Below are 23,122 nucleotides of genomic sequence, written 5' to 3' on the forward strand. Positions count from 1 at the left end.
GATGCATTACGACGTCGATAAGTTCAACGAGTACTTCGCGAACCATCCCGACGACATTTCCATTGATGACATCGACATGGCGCGCATCCCGCGCCATGTCTCTTGCATCATGGATGGCAACGGTAGATGGGCGACGAGTCGAGGTCTCGGGCGCGGAGAGGGCCATAAGGCCGGAATCGTCGCGTTGCAGGAGGTTATCACCGCATGTGTGCGCATGGGCGTCGACGTACTTTCGGCGTATGCGTTCTCCACTGAGAATTGGAATCGCCCTCAGGCCGAGGTCAATCTTCTCATGCACCTGTTCGCAAAGACCTTCGTTGATGAGCTTCCGCTCCTCAAGCGCGAAAACGTCCGTGTTGAGTTTCTCGGGGACATTTCCGCGCTTCCCAAGAAGACGCGCGATGTCTTTGAGTATGGGCTTGCGGAGACTCGTAACCACACGGGGATGACCCTCGCACTGGCCGTCAACTACGGTGCCCGTGCGGAGCTTGCCCGTGCCACGCGCCTCATTGCCGAGGATGTCCGCGCCGGCGTGCTCGATCCCTCGGACATCACCGAGGAGACCGTCGCTTCCCGTCTGTACACGGCCGACATGCCCGACCCCGAGTTGGTCATTCGTACGTCCGGCGAGATGCGTGTCTCCAATTATCTGCTTTGGCAGATCGCATATTCAGAGTTCTATATCACGGACACCTATTGGCCCGATTTCGATCGTTGGGGGCTCGTGCGCGCGATCGCATCCTTCCAAGGTCGCGATCGCCGCTTTGGGGGTCTGACGAGTGCCTAGCGCCTCGTCCCGTGAAGGAGTTTTTACATTGGCTTCCAATACCAACAGCGCCGCATCAGAGCCGAGCGCATCGAAGGACGGTCGTTTGCATTCGTTTATCGTACGCGCCGGTGCAGGAATCGTGTACGCCGTCGTCTTCATTGGCTCGCTCATCTTGGGCGTCCTTCCCACGGCGGTTTTCACGTCGGTCATGTCATGGCTTTGCTGCTACGAGTTCTATCGCATGGCTCGCATCGACGGTAAGGTTCCTAATGAGTTCATTGGGCTGTCGGCGGCCGTTCTGTTTCCCTTGTCCGCCCTCGTCGACCCTGTTTGGCTGACGGTCATCAACTTCCTACTCGTGCTCTCGCTCGGTCTGTGGTATGTCCAGAACCCGCGCACCCGCATCGCGGACGTTGCCGTTACGGTCTTTGGCCCTATCTATACCGGATACATGCTTTCCGCCATCGTGTTGCTGCGCGAAGCGGTTCCCGGCTGGGAGGGCGCGCTGCTCTCGGTCGGCGTCTGCGCATCGCTCTGGCTCTCCGATTCGTTTGCCTATATGGTCGGCAGCCGCTTTGGCAAGCATAAGATGGCCCCAAAGATCTCACCCAAGAAGAGTTGGGAAGGCTTTTTCGGCGGTCTTGCGGGCTCAATCGTCGTGTGGCTCATCCTGTGGTCCACCGATCTGTACGATCTGGATATCTGGTTTGCCATCATGTGCGGAATCGTCGTTTCGATCATGGGCGTTTTCGGCGACCTCATCGAAAGCCGCATTAAGCGCGGCGCGGGAGTCAAGGATTCCGGCAATCTCATTCCCGGCCATGGTGGTATGCTCGATCGCTCTGATTCGCTTATCATCGGCGTCATTACCGCCTATCTGATGCTTCATTTGGGAGGTGTCCTGTAATGACGTCAATTCAGGGGGAGGGCCGTCGCACCCGTGTTGCGATCCTCGGTTGCACTGGGTCGATTGGAACCCAGGCGCTTGATGTGTGCCGTCAGCACGCCGACAAGCTCCAGGTTGTCGCTCTTTCCGCGCATAGCCGTACGTCAGACCTCGTTCGGTATGCGCGTGAGTTCAAAGTCTCCTACGTCGGCGTGACCGACGAGTCCCATACCGATGACCCAGTGCTTCAGGAGCTTCCCCAGGGTTGCAGGCTGCTGAGCGGTCCGCACGCGGCTGTTGAGCTTGCGCGTATGGATGCCTGCGATGTCGTCCTCGTCGCGATTGTCGGGGCCGCCGGTCTCGAGGCGAGTCATGCCGTCCTTTCGGGCGATAGACGGTTGGCTCTCGCCAACAAGGAATCCCTGGTTGTTGGTGGAGACCTGCTCATGCCGCTTGCCGCGCCTGGGCAGCTCCTTCCGGTTGATTCCGAGCACGGCGCGATCTTCCAATGTCTGACGGGGGAGGACCCTCGTGAGGCGCATTGCATCTGGCTTACGTGCTCGGGCGGTCCGTTCTTTGGTCGTACCGCGAAGGAGCTCGAATGCGTCACATGCCACGACGCCCTGGCCCACCCCACGTGGAATATGGGTGCCAAGATCACCATCGATTCCGCAACGCTTATGAACAAAGGGCTCGAGCGTATCGAGGCCATGCATCTATTTGGTATGGGACTCGACCGGATCAACGTGCTTATCCAACGCGAATCAAAGATTCACTCCATGGTGGAGTTCGTTGATGGTTCGGTGATCGCTCACCTGGGCGCCTCCGATATGCGTATTCCCATTCAGTATGCATTCACCTATCCCGAGCGTTGGGATACACCCGCTCCGCGCATTGATTTCCGTGAGCTTGGAAAACTATCGTTCGATGCGCCCGATATGGAGGCATTCCGCTGCCTCAAGCTTGCCGAAATCGCCGGTGAGTTGCGGGGTACGATGCCTTGTGTCTTGAACGCCGCCAATGAGGTCGCCGTCGACGCCTTCCTCCATGACCGTCTCGGTTTCAACGGCATTGCCGCCGTTGTCCAAACGTGCATGGACGCTCACGATCGTTGCGATGTGGTTTCGCTTGAACAGCTTCGCGATGTCGATGCATGGGCGCGGAAACGCGCGGAGCGTGCGATTTGCTTAATGGCATAACGTAGATTTGGATTCCATGGATACGTTGTTTGGTATTATCGGCCCCATCTTTTGGGGCCTTCTTCTCTTATCCGCGCTCGTGTTCGTCCACGAAGGCGGTCATTTTCTCGCGGCGCGCGCCTGCGGGGTCCGCGTCCTTGAGTTCTTCTTGGGCATGCCTTGCCGCTTCAATGTCCATCATGTCTCCAAGCGAATCGGCACCAAGTTCGGCGTCACGCCTCTCCTCCTTGGAGGATATGCCGAGATCTGCGGCATGGATCCCACCGAGGTCGACTGCGCGCCCCAGGTGCTCGCCGCTATTCACCGCCATGGAACGGTGCGCGTTGACTTGCTCGCTCAAGAGCTCGATCTTAAGGTGAGCGACGTCGAAGAGGCGTGTTCTTTGCTCTACGGATGGGGTTCCATCGTCCCGTCTGACGAGGCGTCCGATCATGATGCCGACGACGAGGTCTCCTCTCGCGATTTTCCCCTCGCCTTTGCCGCTGCGGCTCGCGATGCGCAGGGCAATACGATCTACGACGGTCGTTCGTTTGACCGCAGCTCCGCAACCAAGGTGGGCGAACCTTGGGATCCCCCTATGGACGACCGCGCCTTCTTTGAGCTCGAGCGTTCTCACACGTATGTGGGGAAGGGCTTTTGGAAGCGCGCGTTCATGCTCGTCGCGGGCATTGCAGTGAATATCCTCACGGGTTTCCTGCTCGTGATCGCCGTGTACTCGGTGCTGGGGGTTTCGATGCCCATCGATGCCAATGTACTTGGCGAGATCGTCGCCGATTCGCCTGTCGAGGCTGCCGGCCTCAAGCAGGGCGATTGCGTCATCGCCGTGAACGGTGAGCGCGTCGATTCCTGGCTTGAACTGCTCGATGCCTTTGACGCGGCTGACCATGAGGGCGAGGTCGAGCTCGATCTGTGGCGCCCCAATAACGTTGACATGGCGTTCGACCACTTGCCCATCGACGACTCCTTCGATTCCGGGTCATGGGCACACGAGAACGGGACCTTCCTCACGGTAGGCGTGTCCTTCGACGATGACGGTTTGCTCGGAATCAGCGCCCCCACCCAGGTTGTCCGCCTCAACCCGCTGCAGTCCTGCCAGATCGCCATCGATAACATCGTCGCGACCGCCCAATCCGTTGGCAGCCTGCTTAACCCCCGCCACACCATGGAGGTGCTCGACAACTCAACCTCCGTCGTGGGAATTTCCGTGATGTCGGCTCAGGCGGCTGCTGAGGGCCCCGCAACGTTCCTCAACCTCGCGGCGCTTATCTCGTTCTCGCTAGGCTTCATGAATCTACTGCCCATCCCGCCGCTCGACGGCGGCAAGCTCGTGATCGAGGCTATCCAAGCAGTTACACGCCGCAAAGTGCCAATCAAGGTTCAGACCGCCATCTCCATGGTTGGCATCGGCCTGTTCGGGCTGTTATTCATCTATATGCTGGGTTCCGACATCGTTCGCTTCTTCTAGCGAACATCACGAAAGGGGAGTGCCATGCAGGGGCTTGCTCGAGAGCGCACACGCCAGGTGATGGTGGGTTCCGTGCCTATTGGCGGTGGCGCCCCCGTTGTCGTGCAGTCCATGACGTGCACGCCCACCATCGATGCCGATGCGACCCTGGCTCAGGTGCGCGCGCTCGTGGACGCCGGGTGCGACCTTGTGCGCGTCACGGTCCCTTCTGCCGATGCGCTCGAGTCCTTCGGGCGGATCTGCGCCGAGTCTCCCGTGCCGATCGTCGCCGACATTCACTTTGACTATCGACTCGCTATCGGGGCTGTCCGCTCCGGCGCTGCCAAACTGCGCATCAACCCCGGAAACATCGGTGATTGGGACCGCGTGGACGCCGTAATCGATGCCGCGGGTGAGGCGGGAGCCGCGATCCGCATCGGTGTCAACGCCGGATCGCTTGATCGTCGCATTGCCGAGCGCGAGGACCTCACGCAGCCCGAAAAGCTCGTTGCGTCTTCGCTTGAGTTCGTCGAGCACTTCGAGAAGCGTGGGTTCGAGAACATCGTCCTATCTGCCAAGGCCCACAGCGTGCCCACCACGATTGAGACGTACCGTGCCCTCTCGCGCGAACTGCCCCAGGTGCCGCTGCATCTTGGTGTCACGGAGGCGGGCACGGTGCAGCAGGGCACCATCAAGAGCGCGGTCGGCCTCGGCGTGTTGCTGGCCGAAGGCATTGGCGACACCATGCGCGTGTCTTTGACCGCCGATCCCGTCGAAGAGCCGCCGGTATGCTGGGGTATCCTTTCGGCCCTCGGTCTGCGGCGGCGTGGCCCCGAGCTCGTGAGCTGCCCGACGTGCGGACGCACGCAGGTCGACCTGATCGGTCTTGCCGAGGAAGTGGGGGAGCGGCTCAAGTCCTGCACGAAGCCCATTTCCGTCGCCGTCATGGGGTGTGTGGTGAACGGCCCGGGCGAGGCGAGCGATGCCGATGTGGGTGTTGCCTGCGGACGCGGTGTGGGCATGGTGTTCCGCCGCGGTGAGATCATCCGCAAGGTGCCCGAGGCCCAAATCGTCGACGCCCTCATGGAGGAGATCGAGAAACTCTAACGTATCCTACCGCTCCGCCCCTTGCGTATATCATCCCGTGCTCAAACAGCGCTGCGCGAACTGCGCGCGGGACGATATACGCAAGGGGCGGAGCTTGTCAATGTAGTAGATTTGGCTCCGTGAGTCAGACCGTATTGTTGATTGCGTGATCTTTACGTTCGCCCCTCCGGCGCGGGCCCCTCACGTCCGCCGCGAGTTCCGCACGAGCCGGAGGGCCCACTGGGCCCTCCGTGCGAGCAGGACTGTTCGAGCGCCGGATGTGATGGGCCCGCGCCGGAGGGGCGTGTAGATTCGTTACCTGCTATCATGTTCAAGTTGCATTTGTTTACTCAAGGAGGTCGTCGTGTCTAAGACTCGCGCCATGAAGATGTCTCATCTGTATGCCCCCACGCTCAAGGAGGACCCGGCAGAGGCTGAACTCGCCAGTCATCGCCTGATGCTGCGTGCCGGCATGATCCGCAAGCAGGCCGCGGGCCTCTACAGCTATCTGCCGCTCGCGTGGCGCTCGCTGCGCAAGATCGAGGATATTGTCCGCGACGAGATGGACGCCGCGGGTGCCCAGGAACTGCTCATGCCCATCATGGTCGATGCCCAGGTGTGGCACGAGTCCGGCCGCTACAACGCGTACGGCCCCGAGCTCATGCGCATCTCCGACCGTCATGACCGCGAGTTCGTGCTCGGTCCCACGCATGAGGAGACCGTCACCGACCTCATCAAGAACGAGCTCAAGAGCTATAAGCAGTTGCCGGTGAACCTGTACCAGATCCAGGACAAGTTCCGCGACGAGATGCGCCCGCGCTTTGGCCTCATGCGCGGCCGCGAGTTCATCATGAAGGACGGCTACTCCTTCAACGCTACGCAGGAGTCCCTGCAGGAGACCTACGATGCCATGAAGCAGGCGTACGCGAACATCTGCGAGCGCTGTGGCCTCAAGGCCCTGCCCGTGGTGGCCGATTCCGGTCAGATCGGTGGCGATACCTCCGTCGAGTTCATGGCACTCGCCGACGCGGGCGAGGCTGCGCTCGTGTACTGCGATGATTGCGGCTATGCCGCCGACGATGAGGCCGCTTCCACCACGGTTGCGGTGACTGAGGGCCCCGGCGACGGCACGCTGCAGAAGGTCCACACGCCCGGCATGGGCACGATTGCCGCGGTGGCCGAGTTCTTCGGCTTCCCCGAGAACGGCACGCGTAAGGCACTCGCCCTTATCGATGCGGACGGGCACCCGGTTGTGGCCATCGTCCCTGGCGACCACGAGCTCAACGACTGCAAGGCCGAACATGTCTTTGGCGAGGGTTACCGCATGATGACCGACGAGGAGCTTGAGGGCTATGGCCTGCACAAGGGCTTCATCGGGCCGGTGAATCTGCCCGAGGGCATCCGCCTCGTGTGCGATGTCACCCTGCGTGATTCCAAGCAGTGGGCCTGCGGTGCCAACGAGGTCGATTACCACTTCACCGGTGCCTGCCCGGGTCGCGATTTCGAGGCGGACGCATGGGAGGACCTCATCACGGTCGTCGCCGGCGACCCCTGCCCTCACTGCGGCGCGCCCCTCTCCGGCGCGCGCGGCATCGAGGTGTCTCAGGTCTTCCAGCTCGGCACCAAGTATTCCGAGGCCATGGGAGCGACGTTCGCCGACGAGGATGGCGTTGAGAAGCCATTCCTGATGGGTTGCTACGGCGTGGGCGTGTCCCGCACCCTTGCCGCCTCCGTCGAGCAGCACCACGACGAGCACGGTATCATCTGGCCCGTCCCTATTGCCCCGTACGAGGTTTCCATCATGCCGCTCGACCCCACGATTCCGGAGTGCGCCGAGGTCTGCGATCGCTTGACCACGGAGCTCTGTGCTGCTGGCATCGAGGTCATTGTGGACGACCGCGACATTCGTCCGGGCGTCAAGTTCGCCGACAACGACCTCATGGGCTTCCCGTACCAGATCGTCCTGGGCAAGCGCGGCCTCAAGAACGGGACGGTCGAGCTCAAGGACCGCGCCACCGGCGAGCGTGAGGACGTCGCCATCGACGAGGTCGCCGGCAAAGTTTCTGAACTCGTGATCTCTCAGCGCCGCTAGTACTGCTTCGAGATCGTATCAAACACGCGTGGGGTGTGAGGCTGAGTTCCTCGCGCCCCATTTTCTTGTAAGGGGAGGCCGTGCAAATCGAGGTTGTAGAGAGTCGCGACTTAACGCTGATTTCGGATTTATGCGTCGTGTGGAACAGCTCCGTGCGCGCAACACATGACTTTCTAACGGGCGAGGACATATTGCAGATTGAGCGGTATGTTCCGACTGCGCTCAAAGGTGTTCCCGACCTCGTCGTCGCCCGTGGTTCGCTGGGTGAGCCGATCGGGTTCATGGGGGTGAACGACTGCACGCTCGAGATGCTGTTCGTTTCAGATTCCTCCAGGGGAGTGGGAGTCGGCAAGCGTCTTCTTGAATATGGAATCGAAAGGTTGGGTGTGCGCAAGCTGACGGTCAATGAGCAAAACCCGCTTGCTCGTGGATTCTACGAACATATGGGCTTTGAGGTCTACGACCGCTCGGATGTAGACGAGCAGGGCATGCCGTTCCCTCTACTGTATATGAGGCTCAGAAAAAAGTTCTGATTTGTGCTTGCACATCCTCGATGGTTCCCGTATAGTACTTCTTCGTTGCAAGGGGGCGTAGCTCAGCTGGGAGAGCGCTTGACTGGCAGTCAAGAGGTCAGGGGTTCGATCCCCCTCGTCTCCACCACTTGCATCTTTCTTCTCTGTTCATGGGGGCGTAGCTCAGCTGGGAGAGCGCTTGACTGGCAGTCAAGAGGTCAGGGGTTCGATCCCCCTCGTCTCCACCCATGAGATTTAAGGCCGGGGTTTTCATCTCCGGTCTTTTTCATAGCTAGGGTTGATAATGCGTTTCAAAGCAAAAGGGTCGCCTCTGGCGATAGTTTTGAAGGTATTAAGCCGCTTTCCAGGGTCTCTGGCAATCGTTTCCTGGGTTTTTGTTCACCGTCGCATGTTGGGGCCGCCGCAGGGGAGTCCAAACCATCCAAAACTATCGCCCGTAGCGAACCTTTGCACTTAGGATATCCAAATCACCGAAAACGGGCCAAAACTAAACGGTCCCGCTTCTTATCAAATCTAAGCCTCCCGTCGCAGTGCGCTCCGCATCCATGCTCGGTCGCGGCCGCGAAGCATCAAGAGTCCGCATACCTATTGCGCAGCCCTCTATTCCCGTATACAAACGACGCCATCTTATTGGCCGCCGATTCTGTGGTTCTCGCGCATTCTTCTCGCTGCGTATTGAGGGGGGGGTAAGGGTATACGTGAATTACCAGTACTGCCTGTGAAGGGAGTTTCCATGGTGGCCATTGATTGGACGTCCGGGATCGTCACCCTCGTCACTCAGCTTGTTCCGGGTATGATCGCCGTTGGCCTTGCCTTGGTGGCGGCCCTCGCCGCACGGACGAAGGCGATGCCCACACTCGTGTTCGCCAGCGGTCTGAGCGCCGCGCTCTCCTTGGTTGGGGTTCTCGTGGGGCTGCAAACATACGCGCACGCCCTCGAGGCATCATCTTTTTACGACACGATCGACGCCTACGTGTTCTGTGCGATCGTTCTAGTTGTGCTGACGTACGGTCTCGATGCCATTGCGCTCGTTCGCGGGCGCTTCCGCGGGTAGGACGCACAAACCGGCTGAAACGGTCGCGCGGTCACGTGGGATTCCCGCATTCGAAGAGCCGTTCCGTCCAGTGTAATCCGATCCTTTTCCTTGCTCTATTCTATGTAGAACCTGTGTGCGGGCGCTCATGTGGGGCGCCCGCTTCGTTATCTAGGGTGAGAGGAGGTGATGCGCGTGGCGTATCCGCAGCGCGGATTGAACGCCGCGGAAGTTCGGGCCCTCATAGAGGACCACTACGATGACGTGCTCGCGTACTGTCGTCGGCACACCGAAAGCGCGGACGAGGCACAGGACGCCGCCCAGGAGGTCTTCCTACGGTTCGTGCGAACGGCAAAGAGCTATCGTGACGCGGGCAAACCGCTGGCGTACCTGCTCACGATTGCCCGAAACGTTTGCGTGGACGCGGCTCGGGCCCGTGTGCGGGCGACCGACGAACTGCCCACCGACGAGGTTCTGGCAGATCCGGCGCCCTCGGACACCGAGATCTTCTCGCCAGCCGGAATGGATGGCCTGCGCCATGCGATCGCCTTACTGACTGCCGAGGAGCGCGAAGTCCTCGAGCTGCGGTTCGACCAGGAGCTCACCTTCGCCGAGATTGGACGGGTGATGGGCATCAGCAGATTCGCTGCTCGGCGCAGACTCGAGGGCGCGCTCGCTGCCTTGCGAGAACTGTTGAAATCGGGAGAGGAGGACGTGAAATGAAGGGAAACCGAGAGGATGCGCTCGAGCGGGATCTTTCGGCGCTGTATCGCTCGGATCGCGAGCTGTTCTTAAGTGAACAGGGGTCGAACGGTCGCTCCGAGCTCATCGAGGAGTGCGCAAGCGCCTGTGAGCGCGAGTTGACACTAGAGGGGAGCGCGCCGTCCCCGCATATGCAGTTGGGAGGATTCCTTTTTGCCCAAGTGCGCTTCACGCGCCCCGTGGTCTGGACCGCATTTGCGTTCGTTGCCTTGTTGACGGCCGTGGCTCCCCATGTCGAGACGGAGGGGCCGCTGGGCTCCCAGGTGCTCTCTGCCGCGGGTGGCCTGACGGCGCTCGTCTGCCTTGCGAGCGTCACGCGCTCAAAGCCCTTCGGCATGGGCGAGCTAGAAGCCGCTTGCCCGTTCAACGCGGTGTCCGTGGTCGTTGCGCGGCTGCTGCTGATGGGTCTTGCGAGTGCCCTCGTCCTCGCGGTTGGAGCCGTTGCGTCGGGGATTGAAGGCGTTGGTGTCGCGCGGGCGTTGCTGCTCATGGGTGCGCCGTACCTCATCGCCTGCGCGGGCGGTCTTATGTGTGCACGACGCGTTTCAAGCCCGGATGCGCGCGGCGCGGCCATCGCATGGGCCTCTGCCGTCACGGCGACCGGCGCGATGCTCTTCTACGCCGCACCCTCGGCATATGCTCAGACGAGCGCCTGGATGTGGATCCTTGTGTGCGCCGTCGCGGGCGTGTGGTGCACCCGTGAGGTCCGCGCCTGGGTCGGTGCCGGCGCATCCGGATTCATTCCCGAGACGCGGCGGACGCCCGCCTGGCGGTAACGCCGCCCGACCGTTCGCCTTACGGTGTCGCTGCACAGGCGCCCGCCTGGCGTAATCGCCGCCCAAGCATCCGCCCACGAATACCTGCTGTATATCGATACGAATCGAAAGGAGCCCACGATGGAGCTCGTACTCGACCGGCTGACCAAGCAGTACGGTCCCAAGATCGCCGTCGACCGGGTGAGCGCGCGCCTGCGCCCCGGGGTTTACGGCCTGCTCGGCGCCAATGGCGCAGGAAAGACGACCATCATGCGCATGATCTGCGGGATTTTGCGCCCATCCTCCGGTGAGATCAGCCTGGACGGCCGCTCGATCGCCGAGCTGGGCGGGGAGTACCGCGCGCGGCTGGGGTACCTACCGCAGGACTTCGGCTACTACCCGGAGTTCACCGCCCTGGACTTCATGGAGTACATGGCGGCACTCAAGGGCGTCGACGCCCGCGCCGCTCGCGCCCGGTCGCTTGAGCTTCTCGACCGGGTCGGCCTTGCGGGCGAGGAGCACCGCCGCATCCGCACGTTCTCTGGAGGCATGAAGCAGCGACTCGGCATCGCGCAGGCGGTCCTCAACGACCCGGACGTCCTCGTCCTCGACGAGCCCACGGCCGGGCTTGACCCCAAGGAGCGCGTGCGCTTCCGCAACCTCATCGCCGGCTTCGCCACGGATAAGATCGTCTTGCTCTCCACGCACATCGTGTCGGACGTGGAATACATCGCTGACAGCATCCTCATGATGCGCGCCGGGTCGTTCATCATGCAGGGGAGCCCTGCGGAGGTCGTACGCGGCGTGAAGGGCATGGTCTGGGAGGCGCGTGTCCCTGTCCGCAAAGCCGATGAGTTGGCTTCGCGGGTGCCCGTGGTGAACGTGCACCACGACGGCGACGGCATGGCAACGGTACGGTTCCTCTCGTCAGAACCACACGTCGCCGAACTCTCTGCCGTCCCCGTCGCGCCGACGCTCGAGGACCTGTACCTGCACGTATTCGACGAGAGCGGTGCCGAGCACACCGGCGCCGCCGTGCCCGTGACAGCGGTCGAGGGGCAGCGCTGCTCCCGTCGCCGCGGGGTTCATTTTGGAGGTGGGCGCCATGCGTAGCCTTATCAAGTTCGAGCTCAAGAAGATGCTCACCCGTCGCGTAGCGATTGTGGCGAACGTGGGCATGCTGCTCATGCTGACCGTCGTCATGGGACTCAACGTGGTCCAGACCAAGACCGAGGGCAACATCGGGGAGATTCTCTCCGGGCCCACAGCCATCGCGCATCGCCGCGATGTCACCGAGGCGCGCGCAGGCGAGCTTACGCCTGAACGCGTAGCCGCCGACATCGCGCATTATCAGGACATCGCCTATGAGAAACTCGATCCCGAGGAGCTTGCGGAGATGTCCAACGCCACGGCATACGAGGTTGTGGCCGAGACCTACGACGATGCCACGCGCCTTGAGTTATACGATCCGTATTACATCACGATCCTCAAACCCTGGGCAGTCAAAGGGCTGGAGCCGTACCAGTACGCCTCCCGCGTGACGCCCGAGATGGCGCTCGACTTCTATGGAGCTCTTGCAGACAGCCTGCAGGTCACGCTCGACGAGGGCATGGGAGGGGAGTGGGTGTACTCGCCCGCGGAGCGCGCGTACTGGACCCAGATGGAAGACGGCGTCCCCGAGCCCCTGACGTACGGCTGGGCGGGAGGCTGGGACAACATCCTCGATTGCGCCGCGTTCCTCGTGTTCATTGTCTTCGCGATGTGCGTGACGGTGACGCCCCTGTTCGCCTCCGAATACCGCGACGGAACCGATGCTGTCCTGCTCTCGGCGCGATATGGGCGCGGCAGGCTCGTGAGCGCCAAGCTTTTGGCGGCCATCCTGTACGCCACGGTGCTGTTCGCGCTGGGCGTGGCGATCATCTGCGGCGTGTCGCTGGTGTTCTATGGTGCCGAGGGCGCGAGTCTGCCCATCCAGAATTACGCCCTCGCCTCGCCGTACGCGCTCACGATGTGGCAGGCGGCGGCGATGTATGTGGGCGTCTTCTACCTCGTCATGCTCGGCATGCTCGCCCTTACGCTTGCGCTCTCCGCGCTAACCCCCTCCACGCTCGCAATCATCGTGACCGACGTGGTGGTCCTGTTCGTGAGCGGCCTGCTGCCCTCTGCCGGCAGCGGCCTCCTGCGCCACGTATTCACGCTGTTCCCCATGGGCCTGCAGTCCGCGTTCGACCTGTTCGCGTCGCTGTTCTCATACCCGCTCGGACCGGTCGTGCTCGACCTCATCGGCACGGCGGCCCTGGTGTACTGCGCGCTGGTTGTGGTGGGCGTGCCCGTTGCGTGGCGAGCATGGTGTCGTCACCAGGTGGCGTGAGAGCACCGGCAGACGAGCTGCGCAAGCCACTCGAACTCACCCTCGATTTCGAGATACCCCAGAAGGATGCGGACGCCCTTGGGGATTTGCTGTAAACCTTCGATCCGCTGTCTTTGCTTGAGGATGCGGTCGCAGGGTCTAGGCGTCTTTGGAGTTGGAATTGGTAAGACTATTGATGCCACCGATGTCGCGAAGTGCTTCTTTGATACCGTTCTTTACTGCGGCCTTACTGAGGAAATAGCCCACTGCGAACAGCATCGCAATGGGTAAGAGCGCAAAGAGCAAGCCAGGTAACGGGGCCAGTTCTGACGGAACCATGCTATTTCCAATCTTCTGCATTGCCACTCAATTGACGTCATAGTCCCCAGGAAGAGGGGTGTGCGGGTCTCGAGGCCATAATCGCGCGTTGAATGCGACGGCGGCGCATGATAGTATCTATCGACGGGTCACGGCATTTGGGAGCGATCCTTTTTCTCATCGAAGCCGTCGTGGCACTGCATACGGGCTCTTGGCGCAACGGTTAGCGCAGGGGACTCATAATCCCTGGGTTCTGGGTTCGAATCCCGGAGGGCCCACCATGAAACCTAAGGTCAGGCCGCGTGCCTGGCCTTTTTGGTTTACGTGTGGAATTCAGCTTCGTATCTACTGGTGTCGATCGGCGTCTGGTTACGGCTGGGGCCTTCAGCGCGACTCTCTCCGGGCTTTTCAAATTACCTCTTGCACTAAGGCTCGCATCCATGCTAGTATTCTCCTTGCTGAAAAGCACGGGCGATTGGCTCAGGGGTAGAGCATATCCTTCACACGGATGGGGTCACAAGTTCGAATCTTGTATCGCCCACCATCAAACATTTAAGGCTCCAGGGAACTGGAGCCTTTTTGCTATCACGCGCATGTGCAAAGTGAGGTTGACATGATTCTCCTGGTCGACAAGATCGAGAAATCGTTCGGTTCCCGCACCCTCTTCACCGGGGCTACGCTACAGGTGAACGCTGGTGAGCGCTACGCGCTGGTCGGCCCCAACGGTGCAGGCAAAACGACCCTCCTCAAGATCATCATGGGCCTCGACAACCCCGATGCCGGATCCGTGACCTTCGCAAAGGACACAAATGTCGGCTATCTGGAGCAGGAGACCAAGCTCGCCGGTGCCACCTCCATCATCCGGGAGGTTATGGACGCTGCGATCGAAATCAAGACGATGGGGGAGCGCGCCGAGGAGCTTCAGCTCAAGATTGCCGAGGCCGGAGAGTCTGGCGAGGTCCCTCAGGCCATGCTTGACGAGTATGGTCATGTGCAGGACCGCTTCGAGCGTTTGGGTGGCTACGAGCTCGAGAGCAATGCGCGTCAAATTCTCGCTGGACTGGGTTTCAAGCCGACCGATTTCGAGCAGCCCTGCTCGGAGTTCTCCGGCGGCTGGCAGATGCGCATCGCGCTGGCAAAATTGTTCTTGCGCCACCCCGATGTCCTGCTGCTCGACGAGCCCACCAACCACTTGGACCTCGAAAGCGTCCAGTGGTTGCGTGGTTTCATATCGGCCTACGAGGGCGCCGTGCTCATCGTCTCCCATGACCGCGCCTTCATGGATGCCTGTGTGGATCACGTTGCGGCACTTGAGAACCGCCGCATCACCACCTACACCGGCAATTACAGCTCCTATCTCAAGCAGCGAGAGGACAACCTCGAGCAGATGCGCGCCAAGCGCGCCGCGCAGGAGCGCGAGATCGCCCACATGCAGGTGTTCGTCGATAAGTTCCGCTACAAGCCCACCAAGGCCGCGCAAGCGCAAGAACGCATGCGCCGCATCGAGCAGATCAAGAGCGAGCTCGTCATCCTTCCCGAGGGCCACAAGCACGTGAACTTCAAGTTCCCCGATCCTCCTCGCTCCGGCGATATGGTTATCAAGCTTGAGGACTTCTCCAAGCGCTACGGCGACAAGGTCCTTTATGAGGATGCAAACCTCACACTGTACCGCGGTGACCGTGTGGCCCTGGTGGGCCCAAACGGAGCGGGCAAGTCGACGCTTCTCAAGATGCTCATAGGGCAGGAGGCCCCAACCACTGGCACGCGTACGCTCGGCACCCATGTGGGCGTGGCGTATTACGCCCAGCATCAGCTCGAGGGGCTCAAAGAGGGCAACACCGTCCTTCAGGAGATCGACTCGGTCGCCCCCACCTGGACCGTTCCGCAACAACGCAGCCTGCTTGGCGCCTTCCTCTTCGCCGGCGACGATGTCGACAAACGCGTCGGAGTCCTCTCCGGCGGCGAGCGCGCGCGTCTTGCGCTCGCCAAGATGCTGGTCGCTCCCGAGGCACTCCTGTGCCTGGACGAGCCCACAAACCACCTCGACATCGACTCGGTCGACATGCTCGAAAACGCCCTCAAGAGCTTCCCCGGCACTATTGTGCTCATCTCGCACGACGAGCACCTCGTCCGATCGGTCGCCAATCGTGTTGTCGATATCAGGAACGGCAAGATGACCGTCATCGACGGTGATTACGAGTATTACCTCTACAAGCGAGAGGACTTGGCGCAGCGCGCAGCGGAGGGTCACCTGCCCGTCACGCCGTTACCAAGCAAAGCTCCTTTAACCAATGTTGAATCAACAGCCGAGCCCGTACGCGAGGGCAAAAAGACCAAGGAACAGCGTCGGGCAGAGGCGGCGGCACGCGCCGAGCTTAATCGCCGACTCAAGGGAACCAAGGACAAGCTCAAGAACGTCGAGGCTGCGCTCGAGGTCAAACGTGCCCGCTACGATGAGCTCATGGAGCTGATGGCGAGCGAGGAGTTGTACGCCGACCAAGAAAAGTTCAGCGCGGCGCTCGGGGAATACAACGCCCTCAAGCAGGAATTGCCCGACTTGGAGGACGAATGGCTCGAGCTTTCGACCATCATCGAGGAAGAGACTGCTCGTGGATGCGCGTAAGGCTGGTGCCATCGCCCTTTCCGTCATCGGGTTCGCCTGTCGCGTCATCGCATGCGCCCTGTGCGCACTGACCGTTGCGCTCTGCTTTAACGGCGTTGCCGCAAAACTCAACATCGTGACCTTCGTGGTCGAGCTCACCCAGGCGCTTCCCGCGATGATTTCGGGCTATGGGCTCATCGCCACCCCCTTTGGCGGCGTGTTCCGCTTCGACTTCGCCTGCATGGCCGTCGCGTTCTTCGTCATCGATTACCTCTGCGTCCGCATCTCTCGGGCGCTGCGCTAGGAGACCTCATGAATTTCCCGTATTTGCTGAGCCTTCTCACCAGCGCGCTTGCGCTGATCGTCGGCATCGTCGTACACGAGAGTGCCCACGCCCTCGCGGCCTATGTGCTCGGAGACAGGACCGCCCGGTCCCAGGGAAGGCTCTCCCTCAACCCGCTCAAGCATATCGATCCCTTTGGAACGGTCTTACTTCCATTGATCATGATTCTCGCCGGAGGTCCTGTCTTCGCGTTCGCCAAACCCGTTCCGGTCTATCTGAACAACCTCAAGCATCCGCGCCGCGATGAGGTCCTCATATCGCTTGCTGGCCCAGCGTCCAATATCCTGCTTGCCGGAATCGCGGCGCTCATCTTGCGCGGCATCCCCGGTGCCACGCTCATGGATCCCTACAGCGGTGCGGTTGTCAATGCGGTTATTGGCTTTGCCTTTACGAGCATTTCCGTCAACCTCTCCCTTGCGTTTTTCAACCTCATCCCGCTGCCCCCGCTCGACGGTTCGTCGATCCTCGTTCCGTTTCTCAAAGGACGCGCGCTGCAGACGTACTATGAGATCCAGCGCTACTCGATGCCCATCCTCATCGTGGTGCTCTACATCCTTCCCAGCCTTGTGCATATCGATATCTTGGATTGGTATTTCTCTTTGACGGTCGATCCCCTGTACCTCTTGCTCGTCCGCTTCGCGCTCGGGATGTAGTGCGCTAAACTATTTTCTGTATGTGCATGCGCGATGAGAAGGGGGAGTTTGGTGTCCTATCGCGTTTCCACGCAGGGCTACTCGGGCCCCTTCGACTTGCTGCTGCAATTGGTGACCAGGCAAAAGGTCGATATTGGATCTATTTCCATCGCAGAGGTCGCCGAGCAGTACTTGGCCGAGGTCGAGCGGATCGAGGCACTTGACCTCGATGTCGCGAGCGACTTTCTGCTCGTTGCCGCGACCTTGCTCGATATCAAGGCGTCTTCTCTCGTTCCCGATGACGAGCACCCGAATTCCCGCGACGACGCAGATCTCGATGATGAATTCGAGGGGCTCGACGGCGACGCGCTACGCGAAGTGCTCATCCAGCGTCTCATCGCCTACAAGCAGTTCAAGGGCGCTGCTGCGGCCCTTGGCGCGCGTATGGAGTCCGAGAACCGCATGCATCCCCGCGTTGCCGGTCCCGATCCAGAGTTCTTGAACCTCATGCCCGACTACCTCGCCGGCATCACGTTGAGGGGCTTGGCGGTCATCTGCGCGGACTTGGACGGTAAGCGCGAGACCTTCCTGCTCGAAGCCGAACACGTCGCTCCGCACCGCATTCCCATCGAGCTCACCGTCGCCTCGGTCGATCGGGTTACCACGGCGCGTCCCCATATGACGTTCAGGGATCTGCTCGACGGCGATGCCACCACCGAGCAGATCGTCGCCACGTTTCTCGCCATTCTCGAGCTCGCCAAGCGCGGATCGCTCCTGCTTGAGCAGGATGAGAACTTCGGCACCATTCGCATCGACCGTGTTGAGGGCGCGCCCGCGTACCACCCCGATGACGGCTCCCTCTTTGACGAGGAGGACTAAATGGACAACTTGGAATCACTCGCCGAGAACTCACTGAAAGGCGCTCTCGAGGCGCTCTTGCTCGTCTCGAGCGACCCGGTGAGCGCAAGCCAACTCTCCGCGGTGCTCCACGTTGCGCCCGGCGAGGTCGCCTCTCTGCTGGCCGAGCTCAAAGTCGAGTATGAGGAGGCGAACCGCGGCTTTCAGCTCCGTGAGGTCGCCGGCGGATGGCGCTTGTTCACGCACCCCGCCTTCCATGAGCAGGTTGAAGCGTTCGTGTTGTCTTGGGACACCCAAAAGCTATCTCAGGCCGCGCTGGAAACGCTCGCGGTCATCGCGTACCACCAACCCGTCACACGCGAAATGGTCAAGGGCATTCGCGGCGTCAACTCCGACGGCGTCATCTCGTCACTCGTCGACAAGGGTCTAATTCGCGAGATGGGACGCGACCCCCAGCGGGGCCAGGCCATCATCTATGGAACGACCAATGCGTTTTTGGAGAAGTTCGGCCTGCGCAGCACGCGCGATCTGCCCGATCTTGAGCAGTTCGCCCCCGATGAACAGGCGCGTCAATTTATCCGCGAGCGCCTCTCGGGCCGCTCCATCCAATCGACGCTCGATGAGGTCGATGAGGACCTCGAGGAGGAGCGTGAGCTCATCGATGGGGACGTCGACGAGGATTTCGATGTGTAGCGAGCAGGGGCCGAACCGAAATACCGCGAAGGTCCACCCCGATGACGAGCGCCTCGTACCCATGCGCTTGCAGCGTTTTCTCGCGCGCGCCGGCGTGGCGAGTAGGCGAGGATCGGAAGCGCTCATGACAGCCGGCCGTGTTCGCGTTAACGGCGAGGTCAAGACCGAGCTCGGCACCAAAGTCGATCCCGCTCGTGACGCCGTCACCGTCGACGACGTCCCCGTGGTTCTGGGTCTCGGCGCGGCATATATCATGCTCAACAAACCGGCAGGGGTATTGACCACCATGAGCGATCCCCACGGTCGCCCCACCGTCGCGAATCTCGTTCCGCGCCACGCATACCCGGGTCTCTTTCCCGTTGGGAGACTCGATATGGACACCACGGGGCTGCTTCTGTTCACCACTGATGGCGATCTGGGCCAAATGCTTTTGCATCCATCCCATCACGTGTGGAAGACCTACGTGGCCCTGGTGGACGGCGAGCTGGATGACGGCGACCTGGAGATGCTGAGGCACGGCATCACGCTCGATGACGGACCCTGTCAACCCGCCCGTTGCCGTCTCATAGGCAAGCGTGAGGCTCACGAGGTCGCGCCTCGGGGAATACCGCACGGTACTTCGGCGGTCGAGATCGCCATACGCGAGGGTCGTAAGAACCAAGTCAAGCGCATGCTTTCCAAAGTCGGACATCCGGTTCTCAGGCTCCACCGCGCGCGTTTTGGTGATCTCGACCTCGGCGATTTGCCCTCGGGGTCTTGGCGCGAATTGACCGAGTACGAAGTTTCGCTCCTCACCAATGGACTCAAGTAGAAGGAGAACAAATGATCATCGCCATCGACGGACCAGCCGGATCTGGTAAATCGACGATTGCCCGAGAGGTCGCATCGCGGTTCGGCTTCTCCAAGCTCGATACGGGAGCCATGTATCGCTCCGTGGCCTTGGCCGCGCTTCGTCGCGGCATCGACCTCGCCGATGTCGATGCGGTCGCCCAGCTCGCACGCGACATACACATCACGTTCGGTGGCGAGTCGCACGGAAACGTATCGGTCTTCGTCGATGGCGAGGACGTGAGCGAGGCCATTCGCACGCCCGAGGTCGATCGCAACGTATCCGCTGCCGCTGCGAACCCCGGCGTCCGCAGCGCCATGCTCGATCCCCAGCGCCGCTTCGCCCTCGATCGCGACGTCGTGGCGGAAGGTCGCGACATCGGAACGGTCGTGTTTCCCGCGGCTGAGCTCAAGGTGTTTCTCACCGCCGACCCCCGTGAGCGCGCGCGTCGCCGTGTGCTGCAGCGTCATGAGGGCGAGCACGTTGACGAGGCCCAGATCCAGGCGGAAGTCGAGCAGACGCTCGCGGACATCGAACGCCGCGACGCACTCGACTCCCAGCGCGAAACCGCTCCTCTGGTCTGCGCCGACGATGCGGTACGCATCGATTCCACCAGCTACACCATCGAGCAGATCGTGGACAAGATCGAGCAGCTCATTGCGGAACGGAGATAGGCGTGGCAGACGAGACTAAGAAGGAAGAGCGTTCGGGCGCTTGGCACTATGACGCCCCCATGGCTGAGTTTCCCCTGCATGAACGCATGATCTATACATTCGTCATGGCTGTCCTCTGGGTCTTTTCCAAACTCATGTGGCGTTGGCGAGTCGAGGATGCCGAGAAGCTCCACGGATCTGATGGATCGAGCGCCGTCATCATTTGCAACCATACCTCCATGGCCGAAGTGCTGCCCATCATCACGCATGAATGGGCGGCGCATCGCAGGGTCCGTCCCATTTTCAAATCGGAATTCAACAAGGCGGGCATCGTCCGCTGGGCGTTCGCACTGGCGGGCGGCATTCCGGTCGACCGCGGGGAAGCCGATATGAGTGCCCTTCGCGCCGCGCAACATGCCTTGCAGCGCGGAGAAGACGTGTTGATTTTCCCTGAGGGGACGAGGATTCGCACGGACGACCAGCCCGTCGAGGTGCATGGCGGCTTTGCCTTGATCGCCCAGATGGGCAAGGCACCCGTCGCGCCTATGGCCGTCTGCGGTTTCCGCGACATCACCCCTGCGGGCAAGAAACTCATGCGACCCAAGAAATGCTGGCTCCGTGCAGGCGACCAGGTGTCTTTTGCCGACGCGCCCGAGGGTCTTAAGCGCCGTGAGCGCACCCAGTGGGTCGAGGACGAAGCTGTTCGCAGGATGTACGCCATCCGCGACGAGCTTCGCCGCGAGCATCCTGGGAGGTACTAATGGCCGATCTTCGTATCGAGGTCGCTTCCCACGCCGGCGTTTGTTACGGCGTCGAGCGGGCCCTCAAGCTTGCCGCACATGCCGCCGAAAGCGCTCGCGGATCCGTCACGACGCTCGGCCCCCTCATTCATAATCCCATCGTCGTGCGCGATCTTGAGTCCGCCGGCGTGAAAGGCGCTCAGACGGTTGATGAGGTGGAGTCGGGCACGCTCATCATCCGTGCCCATGGCGTGGTTCCCCAGGTCATCGACCAAGCTCGAGCCAAAGGGCTCGAGGTCCTCGACGCCACCTGCCCGTATGTCAAGAAAGTCCACATGGCTGCCGAGAAACTCGTTCGCGAGGGGTACCAACTCATCGTGGTGGGGGAGAGCGGCCATCCCGAGGTCGAGGGGATTTTGGGCCACGCGGGGGATGCCGCACATGTCGTCTCGACGCCCCGTGACCTCGATGGGGTCGACCTGGCGCGCAAGGTGGGCGTCGTCGTGCAGACGACTCAAACTCCCGCCAATCTCGCCGCTATCGTGAGTGCCCTCGCGCTGCGCACCATGGACCTGCGCGTGGTCAACACCATCTGTTCGGCTACGCAGGAGCGCCAGGACAGTGCAGCCGAACTCGCGTCCCGCGCCGATGTCATGATCATCATCGGCGGGAAGAACTCGGGGAACACGCGCCGGCTCGCCGAGATCTGCATGGATCGCTGCCCTCGCACGCACCATATCGAGGACTCCTCCGAAATTCAGCGCACATGGTTCGAAGGAGTCGCGCTTGTAGGCATCACCGCTGGCGCATCGACTCCCGGTGCCCATATCGATGCTGCGCTCGCCTGCATAAACCGCCTTTTGGAGCCCTAATGGACAAGCCCATGGTCACGGGTCCCACGGTGCCCTCATATGCGGGTACCGTCGCTCCGTACGCCCTATCAAGAGAACCTTCTTCTGACGGAGCGCTCGTGCTTTCCGTCGCTTCCGATTCCCCGGCATACGATATCGGCCTCGAGCCTGGCATGCGCGTGCTCAGCGTCAATGGCCAGCCACTGACCGATATGATTGTCTGGTTGTGGGAGACCGAAGATGTCGAGGCGGAAATCGAGGTCTTCGACCCACGCGACGGTACCGTGGCCACTGCCGTCATCGAGCGATTCCCCGGAGAGGAGTGGGGTGCCGATTTCGATGGTGTGGTCTTTGACGGGATGCGCACCTGCGTGAACGCATGCATCTTCTGTTTTATGAACATGCTGCCCAAGGAGAGCCGCTCAACCCTCACCATACGCGACGACGATTACCGTCTGAGTTTTCTACAAGGCAACTTCGTCACGCTCACCAACATGTCCGACCATGAGGTTGACGACGCCATCGACAAGATGCTGTCCCCCATGAACGTGAGCCTCCACGCAATCAACCCCGATTGCCGCCGTAAGCTCATAGGTCGCAACGCCGCGCGCGGCATCGAGGTGCTCGAGCGTTTTCTCGATGCGGGTATAGAGATCCACGCCCAGATCGTCCTGTGTCCCGGCATCAACGATGGCGAAGAGCTCTTGGCCACCCTCGATTATGTTGAGGCGCGCCCCGGCATCACGAGTCTGGCAATCGTGCCCCTGGGATTTACCAAACATCAGCATCGCTTTACCGCTTCCTACTCCGATGACGTCGAGGCGTCGCGCGCCGTGGTCCACATGCTTGAGCCGTTTCAGGAGCGCGCCCGCGCTACGCGCGGCAACACGGTGTTCCAACTCGCCGATGAGTTCTACATCGACGCCGAACTTCCCGTGCCGCCCGCAGAGACCTACGACGGGTTCCCGCAGTTCTACGATGGCATCGGCATGCTGAGGAGCTTCCTCGATGAGGTTGAGGAGCTGAGGAGAAGCCGACCTGAAGACATAGCGAGGGCGGGGGAGAGACTGATTTCAGCGGACAAACGCGTCCTCATCACCTGCGGAGAGGCGGCTCAAAGCACCTTCGACGAGTTCTGCCGACTCTTTACTCCCGCCGGCCTGATGAGTACGCACGCCATCAAGAACGAATACTTCGGCGGCAACGTCAACGTGACGGGTCTCATCTGTGCGTGCGACCTACTCGGACAGCTACCGAGGGACCTCTCCAACATCGAGGTCCTCATCCCCAACGTGATGTTCAACTACGACGGACTCACCCTCGACGGACAAAGCCGCGAGAGCGTCACCGAAGAGCTCATCGCCCGCGGAGCCATCGTCCGCTACGCCACCCCCGCGCCGAACCTCATGCTCGATACGCTGCTCTAACCCACCGTTCCGCTGCCGGCTGGCATATCATCCCGTGCTCGGACAATCCTGGCTCGCACGAAGGGTCCCCAGGACCCTTCGGCTCGTGCGGAACTGCGTATCGTTTGTCGTAGCCCGCGCTAGCACCCATATCGTCCCGCGCGCAGTTCGCGAAGCGCTGTTTGAGCACGGGATGATATGGGTGCGAGCGCGGGGGGTGGGATGGAATGTCAGCTTCGATACGTCTACGGTTCACCAAGACTTGTATTCAACGCGAGCGAAAGTAGG

23 protein-coding genes and 4 tRNA genes are annotated in these 23,122 nt (G+C 61.2%); 26 read left to right on the forward strand and 1 reads right to left on the reverse strand.

All coding sequences use genetic code 11. The annotated features are described in order from the left end of the window. Window position 1: 1 nt before the first annotated feature. From Q5Q88_RS03095 to Q5Q88_RS03160, 14 genes are all read left to right on the forward strand, one after another. Window positions 2-787 carry an isoprenyl transferase gene (locus tag Q5Q88_RS03095; RefSeq protein WP_118653825.1) on the forward strand — a complete coding sequence of 262 codons (786 nt, stop codon included), beginning with the start codon at window positions 2-4 and terminating at the stop codon, window positions 785-787. A gap of 28 nt (window positions 788-815) precedes the next feature. Then, window positions 816-1,676: a phosphatidate cytidylyltransferase gene (locus tag Q5Q88_RS03100; protein WP_317440031.1), complete on the forward strand. Its 861-nt coding sequence runs from the start codon at window positions 816-818 to the stop codon at window positions 1,674-1,676. Beyond that, the gene (gene dxr / locus Q5Q88_RS03105) at window positions 1,676-2,854 is read left to right on the forward strand and encodes a 1-deoxy-D-xylulose-5-phosphate reductoisomerase (protein ID WP_302741743.1); all 1,179 of its coding nucleotides are present in this window, start codon (window positions 1,676-1,678) and stop codon (window positions 2,852-2,854) included. Before Q5Q88_RS03100 ends, dxr begins: the two co-directional genes overlap by 1 nt. 16 nt (window positions 2,855-2,870) lie before the next feature. Then, the gene (locus Q5Q88_RS03110; RefSeq protein WP_302741744.1) at window positions 2,871-4,319 is read left to right on the forward strand and encodes an RIP metalloprotease; all 1,449 of its coding nucleotides are present in this window, start codon (window positions 2,871-2,873) and stop codon (window positions 4,317-4,319) included. Between the two features lie 24 nt (window positions 4,320-4,343). Next, complete coding sequence (ispG, locus tag Q5Q88_RS03115) at window positions 4,344-5,405, forward strand: flavodoxin-dependent (E)-4-hydroxy-3-methylbut-2-enyl-diphosphate synthase (protein ID WP_118653828.1); 1,062 nt, start codon at window positions 4,344-4,346, stop codon at window positions 5,403-5,405. A 361-nt stretch (window positions 5,406-5,766) separates the two neighbouring features. Next, window positions 5,767-7,476, forward strand: coding sequence for a proline--tRNA ligase (locus Q5Q88_RS03120; protein WP_118653829.1), 1,710 nt, complete (start codon window positions 5,767-5,769; stop codon window positions 7,474-7,476). Window positions 7,477-7,556: 80 nt separating this feature from the next. Beyond that, window positions 7,557-8,009, forward strand: coding sequence for a GNAT family N-acetyltransferase (locus Q5Q88_RS03125; protein ID WP_118653830.1), 453 nt, complete (start codon window positions 7,557-7,559; stop codon window positions 8,007-8,009). A 51-nt stretch (window positions 8,010-8,060) separates the two neighbouring features. Continuing rightward, a tRNA-Ala gene (locus tag Q5Q88_RS03130) sits at window positions 8,061-8,136 on the forward strand. A 24-nt stretch (window positions 8,137-8,160) separates the two neighbouring features. Then, a tRNA-Ala gene (locus tag Q5Q88_RS03135) sits at window positions 8,161-8,233 on the forward strand. Window positions 8,234-8,742: 509 nt separating this feature from the next. Continuing rightward, complete coding sequence (locus Q5Q88_RS03140) at window positions 8,743-9,063, forward strand: hypothetical protein (RefSeq protein ID WP_118653841.1); 321 nt, start codon at window positions 8,743-8,745, stop codon at window positions 9,061-9,063. Window positions 9,064-9,231: 168 nt separating this feature from the next. Further along, window positions 9,232-9,765, forward strand: a complete 534-nt coding sequence (locus tag Q5Q88_RS03145; protein ID WP_302741830.1) for an RNA polymerase sigma factor — start codon at window positions 9,232-9,234, stop codon at window positions 9,763-9,765. Continuing rightward, window positions 9,762-10,580 carry a hypothetical protein gene (locus Q5Q88_RS03150; protein ID WP_302741745.1) on the forward strand — a complete coding sequence of 273 codons (819 nt, stop codon included), beginning with the start codon at window positions 9,762-9,764 and terminating at the stop codon, window positions 10,578-10,580. The genes Q5Q88_RS03145 and Q5Q88_RS03150 overlap by 4 nt, the downstream gene beginning before the upstream one ends. A gap of 120 nt (window positions 10,581-10,700) precedes the next feature. Continuing rightward, complete coding sequence (locus Q5Q88_RS03155; RefSeq protein ID WP_118653844.1) at window positions 10,701-11,672, forward strand: ABC transporter ATP-binding protein; 972 nt, start codon at window positions 10,701-10,703, stop codon at window positions 11,670-11,672. Continuing rightward, window positions 11,665-12,930 (forward strand): ABC transporter permease, encoded by a 1,266-nt coding sequence (locus Q5Q88_RS03160; RefSeq protein WP_118653935.1) that lies wholly within the window; start codon window positions 11,665-11,667, stop codon window positions 12,928-12,930. Before Q5Q88_RS03155 ends, Q5Q88_RS03160 begins: the two co-directional genes overlap by 8 nt. Window positions 12,931-13,068: 138 nt before the next feature. Here Q5Q88_RS03160 and Q5Q88_RS03165 read toward each other — a convergent pair whose 3' ends face one another. Continuing rightward, window positions 13,069-13,269 (reverse strand): DUF6019 family protein, encoded by a 201-nt coding sequence (locus tag Q5Q88_RS03165; RefSeq protein ID WP_147352846.1) that lies wholly within the window; start codon window positions 13,267-13,269, stop codon window positions 13,069-13,071. Window positions 13,270-13,432: 163 nt separating this feature from the next. On the opposite strand from Q5Q88_RS03165, the gene Q5Q88_RS03170 reads away from it, so the two are divergent. The 12 genes from Q5Q88_RS03170 (at window position 13,433) to Q5Q88_RS03225 (ending at window position 22,855) form a co-directional block, all read left to right on the forward strand. Further along, window positions 13,433-13,508, forward strand: a tRNA-Ile gene (locus tag Q5Q88_RS03170). A 188-nt stretch (window positions 13,509-13,696) separates the two neighbouring features. Further along, a tRNA-Val gene (locus tag Q5Q88_RS03175) sits at window positions 13,697-13,771 on the forward strand. Between the two features lie 69 nt (window positions 13,772-13,840). Continuing rightward, the gene (abc-f, locus tag Q5Q88_RS03180) at window positions 13,841-15,850 is read left to right on the forward strand and encodes a ribosomal protection-like ABC-F family protein (protein ID WP_294122163.1); all 2,010 of its coding nucleotides are present in this window, start codon (window positions 13,841-13,843) and stop codon (window positions 15,848-15,850) included. Next, a complete protein-coding gene (locus Q5Q88_RS03185) occupies window positions 15,837-16,133 on the forward strand; it encodes a hypothetical protein (RefSeq protein ID WP_118653847.1) in 297 nt (98 codons plus the stop codon). Before abc-f ends, Q5Q88_RS03185 begins: the two co-directional genes overlap by 14 nt. Window positions 16,134-16,141: 8 nt before the next feature. Continuing rightward, complete coding sequence (locus Q5Q88_RS03190) at window positions 16,142-16,825, forward strand: site-2 protease family protein (RefSeq protein WP_294122158.1); 684 nt, start codon at window positions 16,142-16,144, stop codon at window positions 16,823-16,825. A gap of 51 nt (window positions 16,826-16,876) precedes the next feature. Further along, a complete protein-coding gene (locus Q5Q88_RS03195) occupies window positions 16,877-17,683 on the forward strand; it encodes a ScpA family protein (protein WP_294122156.1) in 807 nt (268 codons plus the stop codon). Beyond that, window positions 17,684-18,355 (forward strand): SMC-Scp complex subunit ScpB, encoded by a 672-nt coding sequence (scpB, locus tag Q5Q88_RS03200; RefSeq protein WP_294158574.1) that lies wholly within the window; start codon window positions 17,684-17,686, stop codon window positions 18,353-18,355. Window positions 18,356-18,416: 61 nt separating this feature from the next. Then, window positions 18,417-19,166, forward strand: coding sequence for a pseudouridine synthase (locus Q5Q88_RS03205; protein ID WP_294158728.1), 750 nt, complete (start codon window positions 18,417-18,419; stop codon window positions 19,164-19,166). An 11-nt stretch (window positions 19,167-19,177) separates the two neighbouring features. Further along, window positions 19,178-19,858, forward strand: a complete 681-nt coding sequence (cmk, locus tag Q5Q88_RS03210) for a (d)CMP kinase (protein WP_118653851.1) — start codon at window positions 19,178-19,180, stop codon at window positions 19,856-19,858. A 2-nt stretch (window positions 19,859-19,860) separates the two neighbouring features. Then, complete coding sequence (locus tag Q5Q88_RS03215; protein ID WP_368076128.1) at window positions 19,861-20,598, forward strand: lysophospholipid acyltransferase family protein; 738 nt, start codon at window positions 19,861-19,863, stop codon at window positions 20,596-20,598. Beyond that, the gene (locus Q5Q88_RS03220; protein WP_294158576.1) at window positions 20,598-21,449 is read left to right on the forward strand and encodes a 4-hydroxy-3-methylbut-2-enyl diphosphate reductase; all 852 of its coding nucleotides are present in this window, start codon (window positions 20,598-20,600) and stop codon (window positions 21,447-21,449) included. Before Q5Q88_RS03215 ends, Q5Q88_RS03220 begins: the two co-directional genes overlap by 1 nt. Beyond that, complete coding sequence (locus Q5Q88_RS03225) at window positions 21,449-22,855, forward strand: DUF512 domain-containing protein (protein WP_302741746.1); 1,407 nt, start codon at window positions 21,449-21,451, stop codon at window positions 22,853-22,855. Before Q5Q88_RS03220 ends, Q5Q88_RS03225 begins: the two co-directional genes overlap by 1 nt. Window positions 22,856-23,122: the final 267 nt, after the last annotated feature.

The sequence above is a fragment of the uncultured Collinsella sp. genome, from assembly GCF_959026545.1.
Lineage (GTDB): Bacteria > Actinomycetota > Coriobacteriia > Coriobacteriales > Coriobacteriaceae > Collinsella.

Coding starts and splice junctions, on each gene's coding strand:
- Q5Q88_RS03095 (WP_118653825.1), top strand. CDS start 2: ATGCATTACGACGTCGATAAGTTCAACGAGTACTTCGCGAACCATCCC.
- dxr (WP_302741743.1), top strand. CDS start 1,676: ATGACGTCAATTCAGGGGGAGGGCCGTCGCACCCGTGTTGCGATCCTC.
- Q5Q88_RS03110 (WP_302741744.1), top strand. CDS start 2,871: ATGGATACGTTGTTTGGTATTATCGGCCCCATCTTTTGGGGCCTTCTT.
- ispG (WP_118653828.1), top strand. CDS start 4,344: ATGCAGGGGCTTGCTCGAGAGCGCACACGCCAGGTGATGGTGGGTTCC.
- Q5Q88_RS03120 (WP_118653829.1), top strand. CDS start 5,767: ATGAAGATGTCTCATCTGTATGCCCCCACGCTCAAGGAGGACCCGGCA.
- Q5Q88_RS03140 (WP_118653841.1), top strand. CDS start 8,743: ATGGTGGCCATTGATTGGACGTCCGGGATCGTCACCCTCGTCACTCAG.
- Q5Q88_RS03145 (WP_302741830.1), top strand. CDS start 9,232: ATGCGCGTGGCGTATCCGCAGCGCGGATTGAACGCCGCGGAAGTTCGG.
- Q5Q88_RS03150 (WP_302741745.1), top strand. CDS start 9,762: ATGAAGGGAAACCGAGAGGATGCGCTCGAGCGGGATCTTTCGGCGCTG.
- Q5Q88_RS03155 (WP_118653844.1), top strand. CDS start 10,701: ATGGAGCTCGTACTCGACCGGCTGACCAAGCAGTACGGTCCCAAGATC.
- Q5Q88_RS03160 (WP_118653935.1), top strand. CDS start 11,665: ATGCGTAGCCTTATCAAGTTCGAGCTCAAGAAGATGCTCACCCGTCGC.
- Q5Q88_RS03165 (WP_147352846.1), bottom strand. CDS start 13,269: ATGCAGAAGATTGGAAATAGCATGGTTCCGTCAGAACTGGCCCCGTTA.
- abc-f (WP_294122163.1), top strand. CDS start 13,841: ATGATTCTCCTGGTCGACAAGATCGAGAAATCGTTCGGTTCCCGCACC.
- Q5Q88_RS03190 (WP_294122158.1), top strand. CDS start 16,142: ATGAATTTCCCGTATTTGCTGAGCCTTCTCACCAGCGCGCTTGCGCTG.
- scpB (WP_294158574.1), top strand. CDS start 17,684: ATGGACAACTTGGAATCACTCGCCGAGAACTCACTGAAAGGCGCTCTC.
- Q5Q88_RS03205 (WP_294158728.1), top strand. CDS start 18,417: ATGCGCTTGCAGCGTTTTCTCGCGCGCGCCGGCGTGGCGAGTAGGCGA.
- cmk (WP_118653851.1), top strand. CDS start 19,178: ATGATCATCGCCATCGACGGACCAGCCGGATCTGGTAAATCGACGATT.
- Q5Q88_RS03220 (WP_294158576.1), top strand. CDS start 20,598: ATGGCCGATCTTCGTATCGAGGTCGCTTCCCACGCCGGCGTTTGTTAC.
- Q5Q88_RS03225 (WP_302741746.1), top strand. CDS start 21,449: ATGGACAAGCCCATGGTCACGGGTCCCACGGTGCCCTCATATGCGGGT.